Below are 17,737 nucleotides of genomic sequence, written 5' to 3'. Positions count from 1 at the left end.
GACTCACTCGTCCCCTTGGCCGCGTTCCATCAGCCAGGCGGCCAGGGCGATCGTCGAGATCCATGCCGCGAACAAGTAGAGAGACAGCCACGAAACCGAGCCGGTCGAGCTTCGATCGAAGACCACGACCAGCGGCGGCGAGAAGAGCAGCGCCGCGAGGCAGACGAGGGCGACCAGCCTGGCACGGACGGTGGCGCCGTTCATGTACACGCGTCCTCCCGGTCGAAGGCGGTCGCCTGCAGCGCCAATGCTTCTTCCAAGGTCTCGATGCCACGCGCTTCGAGCCGCGGCACCAGCGCCAGCCAGAGCTCGGCGGTCACGCGGGCATCGCCCAGAGCGGTGTGCCGGGTGCCGGGAGGAAAGCTCAGGTCATAGCGTTCGGCCAGGGTATCCAGATCGTGGCCGTCGAGACTCTCGTCCAGCGCGCGCGAGAGCAGGAGCGTATCGAGCACCGGCATGTCCAGCGTCACGCCGGCGCCGGTCGGCTGCAGGGCGAGCAGGTCGAAGGCGGCATTGTGGGCGAGAATCACCGCGTCGCCGATATAGTCGCGAAAGCGGGGCAGGATCACCGACAGCGGCGGAGCGCCGGCCACGTCGTCGTCGGTGATGCCATGGATCGCCGTGCTGGCCGGGGGAATCGGCTTGCCGGGGTCGATGCGCACATCGAAGGTATCGTTGGCCAGCAGCCGGGCGTTGACGATGCGGCAGGCGCCCAGGCTGACCACGGCGTCGCCTCTGCGTAGCTCCAGGCCGGTGGTCTCGGTATCGAAGGCGACCACCTCCAGTGCACGCAGCGGCTGACGAGCCAGCTCGGCGTCGGGCGGCGGCAACTCGGCGATACCGAAGTCGTGGAACTCAGGACGTGGCGGCAGCCGAGCGGGCGGTGCGCCGACCCGTTCCACCGACGGCAGCGGCAGCCGCAGACGGGAGTGTGCGCCGTCGGGGTCGGCCAGGCTCCAGGCATCGCTGGCGTGCTGGCGCAGCAGATCGCCGACGCGTGGCGACAGCGGCAGGGCCTCGAGCCGCCGTTCGCACCAGATGGCCAGCTCGCTCTGGGGCAGCGGCGAGCCGGGCCAGATCAGGTCGAGATAGACACGGCGGTTGCCGAGCAGCATCTCACCCTCGAAGTCGACATCGCCGGCATGTTCGTGCAGGCGCTCGAGCAGGGTGTCGAGCAGTGTCAGCAGCGCGGGCGCATCGCCCTTGAACCAGGCCGGCATGCCGATGGGCGTCACCGCGATTCGGCGATTGGCGAGGCGCTCGTTGAGGGACCGCCACAGGTCGTTGGACCATAGCGGTACCAGGCGTTCACCCTGCTGCTGCATGTCCTCGAGCAGTTGGCCGAAGCGCTCGATCTCTTCGCCGAGCGCCAGGCTCTCCTCGCCGATCACGGCTTCCAGGCGCCGCTGCAACGTATCGTCGATATGCTTGGCATGGCGCACGCTGCCCAAGGCTTCGGCAGCACTGCTCAAGCTGGCGCCGTGGCGACGCAGCGCCGGCAAACGCTCGGCCAGGCCGGCGCGGGCCCCCATCTCGTTGGTCCAGGTGGCGGTGGCATCGGTCAGGGTCAGCAGGGTTTCGCCGTGGCTGTTGGGGACACGGCGCATCACGCCATGCAGCCAACGCTCGTCACAGGGGATCAGCAGCTCGCGCGGCGAGCCGTCGACGGGAAGTTGACTCAGCATATCCTGCAGGCTGGCGACCGGCAGCAGGGTATCGAGGCGCTTGCCGAGACCGAGCCCGGTATGGCCCTCGAACAAGGTCTCGGCCGCCTGGTTGAACAGCAGCAGGCGGCGATGGTGATCGCAGAGCAGCAGCGGGGTATCGAGCACCTGCAGCAGCGTTTCCAGCTCCTGGCGAATGCGCGCCGCGCTGCGTGCACCTTCGGCATGGGCGGTGGCGAGGCGCTGACGGTCGCTGCGCCAGGCCTCGCGCACGCGCATGAGGTCGGGGCCGAGGCCGCGCAACCAGCCCTCGGGGGGGTAGTCGTCACGCGCGTCGGGGTTGGCCACCAGGCGTGCCAGTTGAACCTGGAGGTGGCGCAGCGGGGTGAACAGCATGCGCTCGAGCAACAGGCCCACGAGGAAGATGGTGCCGCCGCCGGAAAAGCAGCCCAGCCACAGCACCAGGCGCGCCATGCCTTGGGGCTGGAACAGGCTATCCAGCCAGGCGGCGAAGACCGCACCGCCCAGCAGGCTGATGCCGCTCAGCAGCAGCCAGAGACCGATCAAGCGTTGGCGCTTGGGCAGCTTGCCCCGAAACATCAGGCATCCTCGACCAGCAGGGATTTGACTTTCTCGACCAGCGCCTGGGTGGAGAAGGGCTTGGTCACGTAATCGTCGGCGCCCAGTGCCAACCCCTTTTCGCGCTCCACTTCGCGCCCGTGAGCGGTCAGCATGACGATCGGCAGTCGGGCGTAGCGGGGGTGCTGTCGCAATTGCTCCAGTACATCGAACCCGCTGATGCCGGGCAGGCTGATATCGAGCAGGATCAAGTCGGGCGGTGCCGCTTCGACTTGCGCCAAGGCGGTTTCGCCGTCCTCTGCCGTCTCTACGTCAAAACCGGCCTGCTGCATCAGGAACTCCAGCGACAGGACGATGTTGGGTTCATCGTCCACCACCAGCACCTTGGCCATTCAAGATTCCTCGTCGCGCGTTATATGTTGTTATCGATCAGTCTAGTGCGCATGGGTAACGCGGCAAAGACGACCTTGGCCCAAGTCCTCCGCCGTCTCATCAGGGTAGAGGCGTATCGCTAGGTTTGCCTCGGCATGCAAGTGACGTGACCGGAGTCTTACGGTGCGACTTTAGTAGCAAATGCTTGTAGGAAGCTCTTGATGGCATGGACTTGTCCTCTCGCGCTGTCCATCCTTGGCCGGGCGGCGCTACCGTGCCGCCAACCGTGGCTCTGCCGGCGACCCTGATGCATGGCGCGTCGAGCGGGTGGAGCCTGACTTGCGAAACATGCGAGCCAACAAGAACAAAAGGCGCGATTCCTTACCAAGGAGCTGACCCGAATGAGTGCCATCATCCTGCTGATTCTCGGCCTTGGTGGAATGGCGGCGGGCTACTTTATCTACTCCCGCTTCATTGCCACCAAGATCTATCGTCTGGACCCCGATTTCCGTACACCTGCCCACGAGTACGAGGACGGCGTCGACTTCGTGCCGACCAATCGCTTCGTGCTCTGGGGGCACCACTTCACCTCGGTGGCCGGGGCGGCGCCCATCGTGGGCCCGGCCATCGCCGTCATCTGGGGTTGGTTGCCGGCCTTCCTGTGGGTCGTGCTGGGCACCGTGTTCTTTGCCGGCATTCACGATTCCGGGGCGATCTGGGCCAGCGTGCGCAACAAGGCCAAGTCGGTCGGGGCGCTGACCGGCGACGTGGTGGGCGGCCGCGCCCGCGGCATCTTCATGATCGTTATCTTCCTGGTGCTGCTGATGGTCAATGCGGTATTCGCGGTGGTCATCGCCGGGCTGATGATGAATTTCTCCAGCGCCGTGGTACCGGTATGGGGCGCGATCCTGGTCGCTCTCATTATCGGCCAGCTCATCTATCGCCGTATCCTCAGTTTGTCGGTGGTGTCGATCCTCGGTGTCATCGCCCTCTATGCCTTGATCTTCATCGGACCCTCGGTACCGATCCAGATGCCGGCCGAGGTGGGCGGTCTCTCCGGCAACGCCGTATGGATCCTAATCCTGTTCGCTTATGCTGCCATCGCGTCCATGCTGCCGGTGTGGGTGCTGCTGCAGCCGCGCGACTACATCAACGGCCTGCAGCTGTTCATCGGTTTGATCGTTCTCTATGGGGCCATCGTCTTCCTCAACCCGACCGTGGTGGCGCCGATGATCAACGGCGACCTGCCGGCGGGGACCCCGTCGATGTTGCCGCTGCTGTTCGTCACCATCGCCTGCGGCGCCATTTCCGGCTTCCATGGCCTGGTCTCCTCCGGCACCACCTCCAAGCAGCTCGACCGTGAGCCCGACGCGCGTTTCGTCGGCTACTTCGGCGCCGTGGGCGAAGGCATGCTGGCGCTGGCCGCGATACTAGCCGCCACCGCCGGCTTCGCCTCCTTCGCCGATTGGCAGGCGGTTTACACCGCATTTGGTGCCGGTGGCGTCAACGCCTTCGTCGAGGGTGGAGCCTTCATGATCCACAACGGCCTGGGACTGCCCGAAGCCACCGCCGCCACCATGCTTACCGTGATGGCCGCACTGTTCGCCGGGACTACCATGGATACCGGCCTGCGTCTGCAGCGCTACATCTTCCAGGAGTGGGGCGAGATCTATAATCAGAAATGGATGACCAAGAACGTGCCGGCCACGCTGCTGGCGGTGGGCAGCTGTCTGCTGCTGGCCTTCGGCGCGGGCGGTGCCGGCGGTACCGGCGGCATGATCATCTGGCCGCTGTTCGGTACCACCAACCAACTGCTGGCGGGCCTGACCTTGCTCGTGGTTACGGTGATGCTGGTGAGGCTGCGCCGGCCCATGTGGTATACCCTTGCGCCGCTGTGTTTCCTGCTGGTCATGACCATTGCCGCGCTGCTCATCCAATTGCGCACCTTCTTCACCGAAGGCAACTACTTCCTGCTGTTACTGGATATCGTGGTACTGATCGCGGCGATCCTGGTTGCCATGGAGTGCGCGTCGGCGCTGAAGCGCTCACGAGCGGAAATGGCCCGGCAGGAGTGATGCCTGCCTGGAGGTAAAGATGCACGACGACCACGACAAGGGTCGTGAGCCTCGCCTCGAACGGGTACGGGCCTGGCTCAGCCAGGCCCGCTTCTTCGCCGAGGAGGTCTACTCCGCACGCTACCGGGGCGCCATCGCCCGGGCGAGACGAGACGAGGACGACCTGTTCATGCTGCTGGTGTTCTCCGAAATGATGGGCGTGCCCAATCCCGCGGCCTATTACACACTGGAGTTGCAGCCGCTGTTGCTCGAGCGCTTCCATGACTGGCACCGACGCATGGGCATGGAGCGCTCGCCCTTGGATCATTTCCGTTGCTGTTAAAACTTGGGTGAAAACTATAAGCCAAGTAAGGGGTTGGAATGAGGAATCTCTTGGATAAGCGTCTGCTCTGGGTGGGCGGCAAGGGTGGAGTGGGCAAGACTACGGTGGCGGCGGCGCTTGCCGTGCTGGCCGCGCGTCGGGAGCGGCGCGTGCTGATCGTCTCCACCGACCCGGCCCACAGCCTGGGAGATGTCTTCGACCGCGAGCTGGGCGATGCACCGCGGCGCCTGCTGCCCAACCTCGATGCCATGGAGATCGACCCGGATGCCGAGGTCGAGGCGCACCTGGCCCGGGTCACCGAGCAGATGCGCCGCTACGCCGCGCCGGAAATGATGCAGGAGCTCGAGCGACAGATGCGTCTGACCCGACAGTCGCCGGGCACACAGGAAGCCGCACTGCTGGAGCGCCTGTCGCGTATCGTGGTCGACGACGAGGCGCCGTACGACCTGGTGATCTTCGACACCGCGCCCACCGGTCACACCCTGCGACTGCTGACGTTGCCCGAGGCAATGGCTGCCTGGACCGACGGTCTGCTGGCGCATAACCGCAAGTCCGAAGAGCTGGGCAAGGTCCTCTCGCATCTTACGCCCAAGCGTGGACGAGACGTGGCCACGCCCTTCGACGATCCCGGCGAGGACCCGCTGGCCGAGCTGGACGACCGCACCCGCGACGTGGCGCGCACCCTGATGGATCGCCGCCGTCTGTTCCATCGTGCAAGGCGGCGTATCGAGAACGCATCCGAGACCGGCTTTCTCTTCGTGCTGACGCCCGAGCGGCTGCCTATCCTCGAGACCGTGCGTGCCGTGGAGGCGCTGGAAGCGGCCAAGGTGCCGGTGACGGGCACGCTGGTCAATCGCGTCATACCGGAGGATGCCGATGGCGACTTCCTGCGTGCTCGTCGCGAACAGGAGGCGACCTATCTGGCGCGCATCGACGAGCAGCTCGCACATCTTCCGCGACCGCGACTACCTTGGCTGCCCACCGACGTGCAGGGCATCGAGACCCTGGATGCGCTAGCGACTCGCCTCGATACCCTGGGCTTCTAAGGCAAAGCGGGTCTTCAAGGCAGCAGTGACCGTAACGACATGAACGCCCGCCCCAGCCACTCGTTGAGGGCTCGGGTGCTCTGGTTGAGATGATAGGCCCGGGGTAACCAGGCTTCGAGCCCTTCAGGGGGAGGGCTGGTGAACTCGGTGGGGGCGGGGACCACGGCCAGCCCCGCGGCCTCGAATTCCGCCACCGCGCGTGGCAGATGCCACGCCTGCGATACCAGCGCTACGCTATCGATGCCGTCGGCGCGCAGCATCTCGGCGCTGAAGCGGGCATTCTCGGCGGTGCTGCGGCTCTCTCCCTCCAGCCAGCGTACCTTCACGTCGAATACATCGCGCAGCGCCGCCGCCATCAAGCTCGCCTCGGCGGTCTCCTCGCCATGCACCCGGCCGCCGCTGACCAGTATCGGCAGCTCGGTGCGACGATGCAGGTAGGTGCCGTAGGCGAGACGTCGCCACGTGGCGTTCGCCGGCGCGTCGCCCCAGCCGAATTCTGGCGAGACGTAATCGCGGCCGCCGCCGAGAATCACGATGGCTTCGGCGCGGGCTACCTGGGCGGGCGCGGGGGTGGCGTAGGGCTCGAGCCCCTGACGCAGGGCGTGGCTGGCCATGGGCGTGGCGAGCAACAGCAGGCCGAGCAGGCCCAGCATGACCAGCAATGCCCCTAACAAGCGACGCGGACTGAGGGCCAGACCCAGCACGACCAGCAACACGTTCAGCGTCGGCGGCAACAGCAGGAGTTTCAGTACGTTCATGATTCGCCCCGATCGGTTGCGCCGAGCAGTTCCAGTCGGCGGCTGGGCCAATGCACCACGGCCTTGCGGGAGTGCATTTGCTTGGCGAGGTCGGGGCAGTCGCGTCCGATGACGCGAGCCGCGAAATCCGACAGGAAGCGCGACTTCATCTCCGCACGGGCGCGATCCACGCCGACCGTGGAGTAGGGGGTCGAGGCCAGCAACAGGAAGCCGTCGTCGGGGATGCGCCCCGCGTGCATGTTGGCCTCGATGATGGCGGCAGCGGTGCCGATGGGCTCCGAGAGATCGGGGCTATAAGGACCCACGATCAACGCGGTGTTGGGCAAGTGCAGGAAATCGAAACCGCGCCCGATACAGATGACCCATTCACGATGCTCGATATCCAACGCGCGGGCCGTACCGCGCAGCGCCTCGACGTGATGCAGGTTGCCTTCGAGCAGTGGAAGCAGATCTCGACGTATGTCAGCGGGCATGTCGGGGCATAGCGTGGCGATACGACGATCGAGTTCGTCGGCGCGGTCAGGCGTCAGCTCGCTCATGTCGAGAGTGGCATCGGTTTCGCCGTGGACGATCAGCGCGTCCCGGTCGGTCTCGAAGCCGCAAACCAGCGGATAGACGTGACGTTGCTCACGCCCGAATATCCGCTCGGCCTGGCGGCGGATCTCCTGGGCGTGAGCGAGGGCGGCCGATGTATCGCAGCCGAAGCCGGCGCAGCCGCGGCTGCGTTCGCCGCGCGAGAAATGATAGCTGATGATCAGCAGCACGCCGTTGCCGGCACGAATCGCCTCGTCGACGGCATCAGTGAGCATCTCGCCGAGATAGGGCCAACCCAGGTGAAAGATGCCGCCCAGGTTGCGAAAGGGGGTGATGATGCCGAGCGGAGTCCGAGTGGCATGGGGCAGGTGGATCCGCCCGTCCATGCATTTCATGGCCAGGATTCGGGTCGGGTGGGTGGCCAGATAGCGCTCCCGGGCCAGCCACGCCGAGGGGCTGCAGAAGGTGTCGGCATGCTCCCGCGATAGCGCCAGCAGCGCCTCGATGCGCTCATCGATGGGGCGATCATGGAGTGGCATGGTGCGGCTCTGGTTGTTGTTGTATTGCCGTATCGTCTATCACCGTGCGCGAATATGCAAAACCACCCTTCGTCGTAGCGTCGGCACCCTCCCTTAGAGGTCGACCTTATCCTTGTATTCACACAGATCTTCGATCACGCAGCTGCCGCAGCGAGGTCGGCGCGCCAGGCAAGTGTAGCGACCGTGCAGAATCAGCCAATGATGGGCATCGCGGCGAAATTCCCTGGGCACAAGACGCAGCAACTTCTGCTCCACCTCGTTCACGTTCTTGCCCGGCGCGATCCGTGTGCGATTGGAGACGCGGAAAATATGCGTATCCACCGCAATGGTGGGTTCACCGAAGGCGGTATTTAGGATCACGTTGGCAGTCTTGCGCCCCACGCCCGGTAGCGCTTCCAGCGCGGTGCGGCTGCGCGGAACCTCACCATCGTGCTCTTCGACCAGAATGCGGCAGGTCTTCATCAGGTTCTCTGCCTTGGTATTGTAGAGGCCGATGGTCTTGATATGCGACTTGAGCGTGTCGAGGCCGAGATCGAGGATCGCCTGGGGCGTGTTGGCCACCGGGAACAGGCGGGCGGTGGCCTTGTTCACGCCCACGTCGGTCGCCTGGGCGGAGAGCAGCACGGCGGTGAGCAGCTCGAAGGGAGTGCTCCAGTTCAGCTCGGTGGTCGGCTCGGGATTGTTCGCTCGAAGCCGGGCAAAGATCTCGTGGCGTTTCAGGGCGTTCATGTCTCTCCGGGACTCATCGCGGCTGGGAGGCGGCCAGGGCGTCGCGCGCTTCGTCGAGCAGGGCGCTCGCTTGTGCAAGCTGGGTCTCGGCCTGATGTTCGGCGGCGGCGTCATCGCGCCGGCGAGCGCTTACGAGCTGCGAGTGGGCACGCTTGACCGCCTGCTCGGCCGCCTTCACGGCCATCTGACGCTGGCGCTGCTGTAACGCGGGGGCTGTCGTGGTCATGCCTTGTGGAGTGCGTGTGTTCTGCCGAATCAGGCGCCTCTGTCGCTCCAGTCGCTTCTCCCGCGCTTCGCGTGCCAGGCGTCGCTGGCGTGCCTCGAAGCGTTGCCGCCCGAGCCGAGCGCGTTGAGAGAGGTAGTCCTCTCGCTCGGCTTCGCTGTCGGCGGCCTGCCAGGAGGGGTGGGGGATCAGGTCGATGCAGTCGACGGGGCAGGGCGTCACGCAGAGTTCGCAGCCGGTGCACTCGGCGCTGATCACGGTGTGCATCTGCTTGCTCGCCCCGAGAATGGCGTCCACCGGGCAGGCCTGGATGCACTTGGTACACCCGATGCACTCCGCCTCGCGGATGACGGCGGCCAGCGGCACCTGGGCCGGCTGCTCCAGGGGCAGCGAGGGCCGCCCGGTCAATTCGGCGAGCCGCTCGACGGTCGCCTCTCCGCCGGGCGGGCAGCGGTTGATGGCTTCGCCGCTGGCGATGGCCTCGGCATAGGGGCGGCAGCCAGGATGACCGCACTTGCCGCACTGTGTCTGCGGCAATAGCGCGTCGATGGCGTCGATCAGCGTGGGATGGCCCGTCACATGGACTCCTGTTGGGCTCGGTTGCTGCGTCAGCGTGGCTGAAAGCGCTTCATTATACGCTGCTGCTCGCACCGGGGCATCCCTGGTTCCGGGTGGGCTTATTCCTGGATCACGCCGTCACCGGCCGGGTGGTGGGCGTGGATACGGTTGCGGCCGCCCTCCTTGGCGCGATAGAGCGCCTGGTCGGCGGCGCGCATGATGTCGGCCGGCGTCGATAACTGGCCGGGGACGTGAGCGGCCACGCCGATGCTGACCGTGACGTGACGGCTGGTCGGAGAACTGGCGTGGGGCAAGGCAAGATTGCTCACCGCCCGCAGCAGAGCTTCGGCATGCGCCACGGCGGTATCGAGCGAGGTATTCGGCAGTAAAACGCTGAACTCCTCGCCGCCGGTGCGGGCTACGAGGAAGCCGTAGACGCTCAGCTTCTCTTCCATGCACTCGGCCAGTGCCACCAGACAGGCATCTCCGGCCTGATGGCCATAATGGTCGTTGTAGAGCTTGAAGTGATCGATGTCGATCATCATGGCCGCCACGCGGCTGTGCAGGGGAGAGCCGTCTAGTTGCTCTTCGAGCCGTTCGTCGAACAGGCGGCGATTGGCGATGCCGGTCAGCGGATCGTGCTGAGTCATCTCCAGCAGCAGAGCGGACTGCTGCTTGTGATGAGCCAGCAGGTTACGGAATTCACGCGCCAGGGTGCCGATCTCGTCGCGACGCACCAACAGGCCGTCGGGCATCGTAGGCGGGGCGGCGTCGTGGTGCAGGCGCTGGGTATAGCGTGAAAACTGGCGCAGCGGCGCCAGTATCATGCGCTCGAGCAGCCACAGCACCACCAGCAGGGTCATTATCAGTACGCCACTGGTCCAGTACAGGGCGAAACGAAAGGTCTCCAGGCTGGCCTGGTAGCGCTGGCGCGGCAGCAGGGCGTCGATGCGCACGGCTCGGCTGGCGGGGACGGCGGCAACGCTGCGGCTGGCGGCCATATGGGTGGGCGAGACGCGTTCGAGTCGTTCGCGGGGAACGCTACCCGCAACGACGGTATCGAGCGCGAGATCGATACCCGTAGTATCGCGTAGCTGCTCGATCCAGGGCTCGGAGAGCGGTCGTATCATGGCCAGCCAGCCGGCCGGCGGCGCTTCTTCCCGGTTCTGGTAGATCGGCGAGAGGGCACCCATGGCCAGCTGGGGCAGCGACAGCAGCCAGGTATGTGTGGCTTCCTCGAGCCCACTATCGATCCGCTCACGAATGAATTGAACGGCGGGAGTTGCCCAATGGCAGGGAGGTTCCAGGCCGGGGCAGGAGGTGAACTCGCCTTCCTCGTCAAAACCCACTACCCAGTAAGGTTCGTATCTGTCATCGAGGAAAAACATTAGCTGCAGATCGAGGGTCTCTAGGGTGTCTTCGTAGAGGTTGGAGTCGACATATTCGGGACGCTTGCCACGGACGAAGTCATAGGTGTCGTCCCAGTAGGCCCAATCTTCCACCAGTCGTCGCATGTGGCCGAGCTCGCTGTCCAGGGCGCGTTCTGCGCGGTCGAGTTCGTCACTGGCGAATGCTTCCTCGTCCTCGAGCAGAATCGGCATGATCTGGAGGCGTGCGACCAGTACCAGGGCCAGCAGGGCCAGGCACAGCACCCCGAATAAGGCGAAAAAGAAGCGGTGCCTCAGCGAAGTCAAGGCTAGGATCATGTGCGAGGCTCGCCTACGTCGTTAGCGATTTAAACAGGAGTGCTTGAAGTCGCTATCGGCCGCAGGCGTCCAAACTTGAATGAAATCAGCGTTTATCTAACGCGCTGCCCGGGCTCGGCACCGGAATCGGGTGACAGTAGATAGATGCTGCCATCATCACCTGCTGCCAGCACCATGCCTTCCGAAACGCCGAATCGCATCTTGCGAGGCGCCAGGTTGGCGACCATTACCGTCAGTCGCCCTTCGAGCGCTTCGGGTGCATAGGCCGAGCGGATGCCGGCAAAGACGTTGCGGGTCTCGCCGCCGAGATCGAGCGTCAGTTGGAGCAGCTTGTCGGCCCCCTCGACATACTCGGCCTTGGCAATGCGGGCGATACGTAGATCGACCTTGGCGAAATCGTCGAAGGCGATCGTCTCGCCAATGGGATCGCGGGCAAGCGGCCCCTTGGCCGCGTCCTTGAGTTTCTGCTCTTCCACCAGATCCTCCTTCGATGCCTCGATCATGGCATCGATCTTGTCACGCTCGACGCGGGTCATCAGCGGCTTGAATTTAGCGATCGCATGATCGAGCAGCACCTCCTGGCGGCTGTGCCAATCCAGCGAGCCGAGCTCGAGGAAATGGCGTGCCTGCTCGGCCATGACCGGCACCACCGGCGCCAGGTAGACCATCAACTGCCGGAACAGGTTGATGCCCACCGAGCAGATTTCCAGCACTTCACTTTCGCGGCCTTCCTGCTTGACCAGCACCCACGGCTCCTTGTCGGCGATATAGGTGTTGGCTTCGTCGGCGAGTTCCATGATCTTGCGCACCGCGCGTCCGAACTCACGCGCTTCGAAATCCTCGGCGATGGCATCGCCGGCGGCGACGAAACGCGCCACCAGCTCGGGTTCGGCACAATGGGCCGAGAGCCGGCCATCGCCCAGCTTCTTGACGAAGCCGGCGCAGCGGCTGGCGATGTTGACCACCTTGCCCACCAGGTCGGCGTTGACCCGCGCGGCGAAATCCTCGAGGTTGAGATCGAGGTCGTCGACCCGCGAGGTGAGCTTGGCGGCAAAGTAGTAGCGCAGATACTCTGGGTTGAGGAACTCGGCGTAAGTGGCCGCCTTGATGAAAGTGCCGCGCGACTTCGACATCTTGGCACCGTTGACGGTGACGAAGCCGTGGCAGTTCACCGCCGTTGGAGTACGAAAGTCGGCGCCATGCAACATGGCCGGCCAGAACAAGGCATGGAAGTAGACGATGTCCTTGCCGATGAAGTGATAGACCTCGGCGTCGGAATCCTTGCGCCAGTAGGCATCGAAATCGATGCCGGTGCGCTCGCACAGGTTCTTGAAACTGGCCAGGTAGCCGATCGGCGCGTCGAGCCAGACATAGAAATATTTGCCCGGTGCGTCGGGGATCTCGAAGCCGAAGTAGGGCGCATCGCGGGAGATGTCCCACTCGTTGAGGCCGGACTCGAACCACTCCTGCAACTTGTTGCCGATCTGCGCCTGCACATGGCCGCCACGGGTCCACTGCTTGAGGAAATCGGCGAAGTCCGGCAGCTTGAAGAAATAGTGGGTGGAACTGCGCACCTCCGGCGTGGCACCGGAGATCGCCGAGACCGGGTCGATCAGTTCCGCAGGCGTATAGGTGGCACCGCACGCCTCGCAGTTGTCGCCGTACTGGTCGGCGGTCTTGCATTTGGGGCAAGTTCCCTTGATGAAACGGTCGGCGAGGAACAGTCCCTTGACCGGATCGTACATCTGCTCGATGTCGCGGGTGGCGATGTGTCCCCGATCGCGGAGCCGGGTATAGAACAGCTCGCTGAAATAGCGGTTCTCTTCGGAGTGAGTCGAGTGGTAGTTGTCGAACGCCACGCCGAAGGTGGCGAAATCCGCCTGGTGCTCCTTCGAGACGCGATCGATCAAGGCCTCGGAGCTGATCCCTTCCTGCTCGGCGCGCAGCATGATGGCGGTGCCATGGGCATCGTCGGCACATACGTAGTGGCATTCGTGGCCGCGGCTCTTCTGGAAGCGTACCCAGATATCGGTCTGGATGTACTCCAGCAGATGACCGAGGTGGATCGAGCCGTTGGCGTAGGGCAGGGCGCTGGTGACCAGGATCTTGCGCGAGGCGCTTGAGGTGTTCGACATATCGGCTCTGGAATTCCCAAGAAAAACAGACCCTCGATTGTAGCCCTGTTGGCGCTCGACTGCACCCGATCGAGCATTGCGCACTTCGGCGATGCTCGCTTGGCATGTGTACCGTGACGAGTGGGCTACGCTGACGGAACGCGATCGGCGAGGAACTGGGCATGGAAGGGAGGTGTCGACTCAGGCGCAGACGATGGATGCCCTGGCTACTCGCGGTCGTGCTGGCGCTGACGGGCTGTGCCACCGGACTTACCCAGCAAGAGCGACATAAGATCGATGCCAGCACCTATGTCGTTACCGGCGCCTCCAGCGGAATCGGCCGGCAGGTGGCGCTCGAGCTGGCACGATACGGGGCCAACGTAGTACTCGCCGCACGGCGTACCGAGTTGCTCGAGCAGGTCGCGGGCGAAGTGCGCTCGACGGGAGGCGAAGCATTGGCGGTGACCACGGACGTCAGCGATCCGCAGGACGTCACGAGACTGGCCGAGCTGGCTGTGGAGCGCTTCGGGCGCATCGACGTCTGGATCAACAATGCAGGAGTGACCGCCGTCGGTCGCTTTCGGGATATCCCGGTCGAGGATCACGCTCGGTTGGTCGATGTGAACCTCAAGGGCGTGATCTACGGTAGCCATGTCGCGCTTCGCCAGTTCGACGCCCAGGGAGGCGGAACCCTGGTCAATATCGGGTCGCTGCTCAGTCAGGTGCCACTGGCCAATCAGGCTTCCTATTCCGCCTCCAAGGCGGCCATCCTGAGCCTTGGGCGCGCGATCAACGAAGAGCTGCGACTGGACGGGGCGGATGACGATATACGGGTCGTGACGATACTGCCCTGGGCCGTGGATACGCCCATCTGGGAGCATGCCGCGAACTACAGCGGCCGCGATCCGCGGCTGAGACCGATGGACGAACCGGAGCGAGTGGCCAGGATCATCGTCGAGGCTTCGCTTGGGAGCCGTGCGGAGGTGGCCGTCGGCTGGAAGGCGCGGGGCGTCCGCCTGGTGAATCGCGCCTTCCCGGGAATCACCAGGTGGGCGGCGGCAAACGTCTACCAATCGCAGCTGAACGATGCGTCGGCGGAGCCGGTAACGCAGGGTGCGCTTCACGAACCCATGCCCCAAGCGGGGGATGGCCGATAACGGGAATGGCCAATAAGGAGGCATGCTTGGATCCGATCTTCTTCGACACGTTACACGCGCTGCTGCGCACGGCAGTGTTGGGTGTGCTGGGCTACGCCAGCCTGGTGTACCTGTTGCGCATTTCCGGCCGGCGCACGCTATCGAAGATGAATGCCTTCGATCTGGTCGTTACCGTGGCGCTGGGTTCGGTACTCGCCACCGTGATGCTCAGCAAGGACGTGACGCTGCTGCAGGGTGTCCTGGCTTTCGCCCTGCTGGTCGGCATGCAGTTTCTGGTGACCTGGACCAGCGTGCGTACGCGCTGGGTCAGGCAAGTGGTGACCGGCGAGCCGGCCCTGCTGTTCTTGCGTGGCGATTATCTTCCCGTCGCCATGCGCAAGTCGCGCGTGACCGAGGACGAAGTACGCGCGGCGATTCGGGCGTCTGGTGTGTCGGCACTGAGCGAAGTGGAGGCCGTCGTGCTGGAAACCGATGGCTCCTTCAGTGTCGTGAAAAATGCCGCGGGGAACGAAGGGACGAGCCTCGAGGGCGTAAAACGGCCCGGGTCGTGAGACGTTGCTCCGTCCTTCGAAGGTGGGTGTAGGCGATTAGTAGGGCGAGTCGTGAAAAATAGACTGACTGGCAGAGCCCGGTCGACTTGCTTAGACTGGGGCTACTGTCGTGGGCCGTCAAAGGATTTGACCACGCACGACAGACTCTCCGCATCGTCCGTTACGCATCATCCGACAAACGAACGTATGCTTTCGAGGATGATTCGATGAAACTGTCCAAAGCGAAACTGTCCAGAACTCTTCCGCTGCTGATGGTGGCTGCGCTGATCGCCGGCTGCGGCAGCAACGCACTTACACCGCGCTACACCAGTGAGAACCCCGAAATCTTGCGCATCGGCAACGATCGTCCGGCCGACCCCGAGCGTACCGTGGAGGATCTCGGTTCTTACTGCGTCGAGGTCACCGAAACCTGGGAGTCGCACGGCACCACTCCCGACGGCCAGACGCTGTGGGCCAAGAATACCAGCCGAGCCGTAGTGCCCTGCGACTGACGCGGTACCACCCGGCCCACGCTGAGCGTGGGCCGGCTAGCGTAGCAGACGCGACGAACGATATTTGCCATGGGCCCTACTCCTGAGCCTGTGAAGTCTTACCCGAGCACTTGCTGGCTTGGACGGGGATGGAACGATCCTTTCGAGGCAGGAGCGCTGTCGGATCTCGCCGCCTGGGTCTACATTGGAACGTGAGCCCGCCAAGGAAGGAGAGCCGTCATGCCATATTCGCGTGCCGCTATCACGTCCCGGCTTGATGCCATTGCCCTCTTCTGCGCTCCGTTTTCCAGTTGCCGTCTGAAGGACGACCCACGGCTGGGACGCGCACTGCTGTTGACGCTAGGGCTGGCGACGGCCAGCACCACGAGCCTCGCTCATGCCGATGAGCAAGCGGCGGGTGTCAGCGAGGCGGAAGAACTCGAACACCCCAGCGAACACCTGCGGGTCACCGAATTTCCGGGCGGGCTGGTCGAGGCCGACATCGAGACCTGGAACGAGCTCGTGCCCGAAGTCGAGCAGATCGAGATCCCGGCGTCGGCCGACGATGCCGAACAGCCCGCGCTGTACTACGACTCCGGCTCGGAGGAGGCGAAACCGCTGCTGCTGGTGCTCCATAGCTGGAGTACCGATTACCTGCAGAATATCGATATTCCGCTGGGCCAGTTTGCCGTCGCCAACGATTGGGTCTTCATGCATCCCGATTTTCGCGGTCAGAACGATGGACGCCCCGAGTCGACCGCCTCCGATCTGGCCATTTCCGATATGGAGGATGCCCTCGATTACGCCCGCGATAATGCCAATGTCGACGAAGCGCGTATCTATCTGCTGGGATATTCCGGTGGCGCGATGAATGCGCTGCATCTCGCCAGTCGACATCCCGACGTCTTTGCCGGCGTTTCGGTATGGGTACCCGTCTACGATCTCGTCAACTGGTATCAGTGGAACGACGAGCGCGGCGAGAAGTACGCGGGGGAGATTGCTGACGCCTGCGGCGGCGTGCCGGAAGAGGGCAGCGAGGCGCATGAAGAGTGCCTCAAGCGCAGCCCGGTGGAGCACGTGCCCGATGTGGCCGGTGAGCTTCGCATTCTCATTGCCCATGGCATCGGCGATGAAACCGTTCCGCCATCTCAGGCGTTGCGGGCCTTCAACGATCTGGCCGCCGAGGAGGATCGCATATCCCAGGAACAGATCGACCAACTCATGGAGGATCGTGAAGTGCCTGAGGGGCTGCGTGAACGTTCGACTCACGGCGACCGTGAGTTCCCCCATTTCGCCGAGGCCGATGCCTCGGTGCTGCTGCACCTCCAGTCCGGCCCTGCCGAGCTCGTCTTGTTCGAGGGTGAGCACGATATGCTCTATCGGCCCGGCTTGGCATGGTTGGCCCGTCAGGAGCGTTGAGTCGTATTTCGTAGACCCAACCAAGGATCGCTGTACATGCTCTATCGTTACCTCACGTACCGCCCGTTCCGGGCGGTGACCTTGTTCGCCTCCCTATCCCTCGTGACCGCCCTCTGGGCGACGGCCGCCTCGGCGGCAGACGACTGGTCGGAAGTCACCGATCCGCTGCCCGGCGAGCCGAGAATCATCGGTCATCACGGCGGCGCCTGCCTGGTGGGCGCCGAGCAGTTGCCCGCCGATGGCGTTGGCTATCAGGCCGTCGACATGAAGCGCAACCGACACTACGGCCACCCCGTGCTCGTCGACTATATCGAGGATCTAGGACGCCGAGTCGATGCCGCCGGTTTCGGCCCGGTTCTGGTGGGAGACATGGCGCAACCGCGTGGAGGGCCGATGCCGTACGGACACGTCAGCCACCAGAGCGGGCTGGATGTCGATATCTGGTTTCGTCTCGATCTGCCACTGCTGGATCACAGTCAGCGCGAGGGCATCGATCAGCCGATCCTGGTCGATTCCCGTACCCAGAGGCTTGATGGCCGCTGGAGCGATCGCCACGCCGAGCTTATCCGCCTGGCTGCGGACGACTCCCGGGTATCGCGGATATTCGTCGACGCTGCGGTCAAGCGGGACCTCTGCGAGCGCGAATGGGATGACCGCTCATGGCTGCGTCGGGTGCGCCCTTGGCACTCCCATGACGAGCACCTGCATGTCCGGCTGCGCTGTCCGCCGGGTGCCGACGAATGCGTCGATCAGGCAGAGCCGCCTCCTGGCGAAGGCTGCCGGGCCATCGTCCCGACACCGCGGCCCGAGACCTACCCGAGCCCGAGCCGGACCCTGCCGCAAGCATGCCGGGCGGTGCTGAGGGAATAGGCCCAAGCCAGGCCGCCCGGTGAGGCGGTAGCGACGACAGCGCTCTGCGCG

General features: G+C 64.4%; 17 protein-coding genes. 8 read left to right on the top strand and 9 right to left on the bottom strand.

What is annotated here, in order from left to right:
- Window positions 1-3: 3 nt before the first annotated feature.
- The 3 genes from CYJ07_RS11205 to CYJ07_RS11195 are packed head-to-tail and all read right to left on the bottom strand — an operon-like array spanning window position 4 to window position 2,635.
- Window positions 4-204, bottom strand: coding sequence for a hypothetical protein (locus tag CYJ07_RS11205; RefSeq protein ID WP_104203783.1), 201 nt, complete (start codon window positions 202-204; stop codon window positions 4-6).
- Window positions 201-2,264 (bottom strand): 3'-5' exonuclease, encoded by a 2,064-nt coding sequence (locus tag CYJ07_RS11200; RefSeq protein ID WP_104203782.1) that lies wholly within the window; start codon window positions 2,262-2,264, stop codon window positions 201-203. The genes CYJ07_RS11205 and CYJ07_RS11200 overlap by 4 nt, the downstream gene beginning before the upstream one ends.
- Window positions 2,264-2,635, bottom strand: a complete 372-nt coding sequence (locus CYJ07_RS11195) for a response regulator transcription factor (RefSeq protein ID WP_104203781.1) — start codon at window positions 2,633-2,635, stop codon at window positions 2,264-2,266. The genes CYJ07_RS11200 and CYJ07_RS11195 overlap by 1 nt, the downstream gene beginning before the upstream one ends.
- Window positions 2,636-3,016: 381 nt before the next feature.
- Between CYJ07_RS11195 and CYJ07_RS11190 the strand changes: the two genes are divergently transcribed.
- Genes CYJ07_RS11190 through CYJ07_RS11180 form a run of 3 tightly spaced genes read left to right on the top strand, consistent with a single transcriptional unit; the run spans window position 3,017 to window position 6,058 of the window.
- Window positions 3,017-4,690 (top strand): carbon starvation CstA family protein, encoded by a 1,674-nt coding sequence (locus CYJ07_RS11190; RefSeq protein WP_104203780.1) that lies wholly within the window; start codon window positions 3,017-3,019, stop codon window positions 4,688-4,690.
- Window positions 4,691-4,709: 19 nt separating this feature from the next.
- The gene (locus CYJ07_RS11185; protein ID WP_104203779.1) at window positions 4,710-5,012 is read left to right on the top strand and encodes a cory-CC-star protein; all 303 of its coding nucleotides are present in this window, start codon (window positions 4,710-4,712) and stop codon (window positions 5,010-5,012) included.
- Window positions 5,013-5,050: 38 nt separating this feature from the next.
- The gene (locus tag CYJ07_RS11180; RefSeq protein WP_104203778.1) at window positions 5,051-6,058 is read left to right on the top strand and encodes an ArsA family ATPase; all 1,008 of its coding nucleotides are present in this window, start codon (window positions 5,051-5,053) and stop codon (window positions 6,056-6,058) included.
- Window positions 6,059-6,072: 14 nt separating this feature from the next.
- Here CYJ07_RS11180 and CYJ07_RS11175 read toward each other — a convergent pair whose 3' ends face one another.
- The 6 genes from CYJ07_RS11175 to metG all read right to left on the bottom strand — a co-directional run bounded on the left by CYJ07_RS11175 (window position 6,073) and on the right by metG (window position 13,240).
- Window positions 6,073-6,816, bottom strand: coding sequence for a YdcF family protein (locus CYJ07_RS11175; protein ID WP_104203777.1), 744 nt, complete (start codon window positions 6,814-6,816; stop codon window positions 6,073-6,075).
- Window positions 6,813-7,889: a carboxysome shell carbonic anhydrase domain-containg protein gene (locus CYJ07_RS11170; protein WP_104203776.1), complete on the bottom strand. Its 1,077-nt coding sequence runs from the start codon at window positions 7,887-7,889 to the stop codon at window positions 6,813-6,815. The genes CYJ07_RS11175 and CYJ07_RS11170 overlap by 4 nt, the downstream gene beginning before the upstream one ends.
- Before the next feature lie 93 nt (window positions 7,890-7,982).
- A complete protein-coding gene (nth, locus tag CYJ07_RS11165; protein ID WP_104203775.1) occupies window positions 7,983-8,618 on the bottom strand; it encodes an endonuclease III in 636 nt (211 codons plus the stop codon).
- A gap of 13 nt (window positions 8,619-8,631) precedes the next feature.
- The gene (rsxB, locus tag CYJ07_RS11160) at window positions 8,632-9,420 is read right to left on the bottom strand and encodes an electron transport complex subunit RsxB (RefSeq protein ID WP_104203774.1); all 789 of its coding nucleotides are present in this window, start codon (window positions 9,418-9,420) and stop codon (window positions 8,632-8,634) included.
- A gap of 98 nt (window positions 9,421-9,518) precedes the next feature.
- Window positions 9,519-11,105, bottom strand: a complete 1,587-nt coding sequence (locus CYJ07_RS11155; protein ID WP_104203773.1) for a diguanylate cyclase domain-containing protein — start codon at window positions 11,103-11,105, stop codon at window positions 9,519-9,521.
- Window positions 11,106-11,197: 92 nt separating this feature from the next.
- Window positions 11,198-13,240 carry a methionine--tRNA ligase gene (metG, locus tag CYJ07_RS11150; protein WP_104203772.1) on the bottom strand — a complete coding sequence of 681 codons (2,043 nt, stop codon included), beginning with the start codon at window positions 13,238-13,240 and terminating at the stop codon, window positions 11,198-11,200.
- 197 nt (window positions 13,241-13,437) lie between these two features.
- Here metG and CYJ07_RS11145 point away from each other — a divergent pair, with 197 nt between their 5' ends.
- The 5 genes from CYJ07_RS11145 (at window position 13,438) to mepA (ending at window position 17,686) form a co-directional block, all read left to right on the top strand.
- Entirely contained in the window at window positions 13,438-14,376 is a 939-nt protein-coding gene (locus tag CYJ07_RS11145; RefSeq protein WP_197038325.1) for an SDR family NAD(P)-dependent oxidoreductase, read from the top strand.
- Window positions 14,377-14,402: 26 nt separating this feature from the next.
- On the top strand, window positions 14,403-14,927 hold the full coding sequence (locus CYJ07_RS11140) for a DUF421 domain-containing protein (protein ID WP_104203770.1): 525 nt from the start codon (window positions 14,403-14,405) through the stop codon (window positions 14,925-14,927).
- Window positions 14,928-15,133: 206 nt separating this feature from the next.
- Window positions 15,134-15,418, top strand: coding sequence for a hypothetical protein (locus CYJ07_RS11135; protein ID WP_104203769.1), 285 nt, complete (start codon window positions 15,134-15,136; stop codon window positions 15,416-15,418).
- Between the two features lie 219 nt (window positions 15,419-15,637).
- Window positions 15,638-16,816: an alpha/beta hydrolase family protein gene (locus CYJ07_RS11130; protein ID WP_104203768.1), complete on the top strand. Its 1,179-nt coding sequence runs from the start codon at window positions 15,638-15,640 to the stop codon at window positions 16,814-16,816.
- A gap of 36 nt (window positions 16,817-16,852) precedes the next feature.
- Window positions 16,853-17,686 (top strand): penicillin-insensitive murein endopeptidase, encoded by an 834-nt coding sequence (gene mepA, locus CYJ07_RS11125; protein ID WP_104203767.1) that lies wholly within the window; start codon window positions 16,853-16,855, stop codon window positions 17,684-17,686.
- The last annotated feature ends 51 nt before the right edge of the window (window positions 17,687-17,737 follow it).

The organism is Billgrantia saliphila (assembly GCF_002930105.1).
GTDB lineage: Bacteria > Pseudomonadota > Gammaproteobacteria > Pseudomonadales > Halomonadaceae > Halomonas > Halomonas saliphila.
Note: the sequence above shows the minus strand (reverse complement) of the source record. Positions and strands in the feature narration are given on the sequence as shown.

Bases quoted from the DNA above. Each gene is read 5' to 3' on its own strand.
- CYJ07_RS11185 (WP_104203779.1), top strand. From the start codon at position 4,710: ATGCACGACGACCACGACAAGGGTCGTGAGCCTCGCCTCGAACGGGTA.
- metG (WP_104203772.1), bottom strand. From the start codon at position 13,240: ATGTCGAACACCTCAAGCGCCTCGCGCAAGATCCTGGTCACCAGCGCC.
- CYJ07_RS11130 (WP_104203768.1), top strand. From the start codon at position 15,638: ATGCCATATTCGCGTGCCGCTATCACGTCCCGGCTTGATGCCATTGCC.
- CYJ07_RS11180 (WP_104203778.1), top strand. From the start codon at position 5,051: ATGAGGAATCTCTTGGATAAGCGTCTGCTCTGGGTGGGCGGCAAGGGT.
- nth (WP_104203775.1), bottom strand. From the start codon at position 8,618: ATGAACGCCCTGAAACGCCACGAGATCTTTGCCCGGCTTCGAGCGAAC.
- CYJ07_RS11155 (WP_104203773.1), bottom strand. From the start codon at position 11,105: ATGATCCTAGCCTTGACTTCGCTGAGGCACCGCTTCTTTTTCGCCTTA.
- mepA (WP_104203767.1), top strand. From the start codon at position 16,853: ATGCTCTATCGTTACCTCACGTACCGCCCGTTCCGGGCGGTGACCTTG.
- CYJ07_RS11195 (WP_104203781.1), bottom strand. From the start codon at position 2,635: ATGGCCAAGGTGCTGGTGGTGGACGATGAACCCAACATCGTCCTGTCG.
- CYJ07_RS11135 (WP_104203769.1), top strand. From the start codon at position 15,134: ATGAAACTGTCCAAAGCGAAACTGTCCAGAACTCTTCCGCTGCTGATG.
- CYJ07_RS11205 (WP_104203783.1), bottom strand. From the start codon at position 204: ATGAACGGCGCCACCGTCCGTGCCAGGCTGGTCGCCCTCGTCTGCCTC.
- CYJ07_RS11145 (WP_197038325.1), top strand. From the start codon at position 13,438: ATGCCCTGGCTACTCGCGGTCGTGCTGGCGCTGACGGGCTGTGCCACC.
- CYJ07_RS11190 (WP_104203780.1), top strand. From the start codon at position 3,017: ATGAGTGCCATCATCCTGCTGATTCTCGGCCTTGGTGGAATGGCGGCG.
- CYJ07_RS11170 (WP_104203776.1), bottom strand. From the start codon at position 7,889: ATGCCACTCCATGATCGCCCCATCGATGAGCGCATCGAGGCGCTGCTG.
- CYJ07_RS11175 (WP_104203777.1), bottom strand. From the start codon at position 6,816: ATGAACGTACTGAAACTCCTGCTGTTGCCGCCGACGCTGAACGTGTTG.
- CYJ07_RS11200 (WP_104203782.1), bottom strand. From the start codon at position 2,264: ATGTTTCGGGGCAAGCTGCCCAAGCGCCAACGCTTGATCGGTCTCTGG.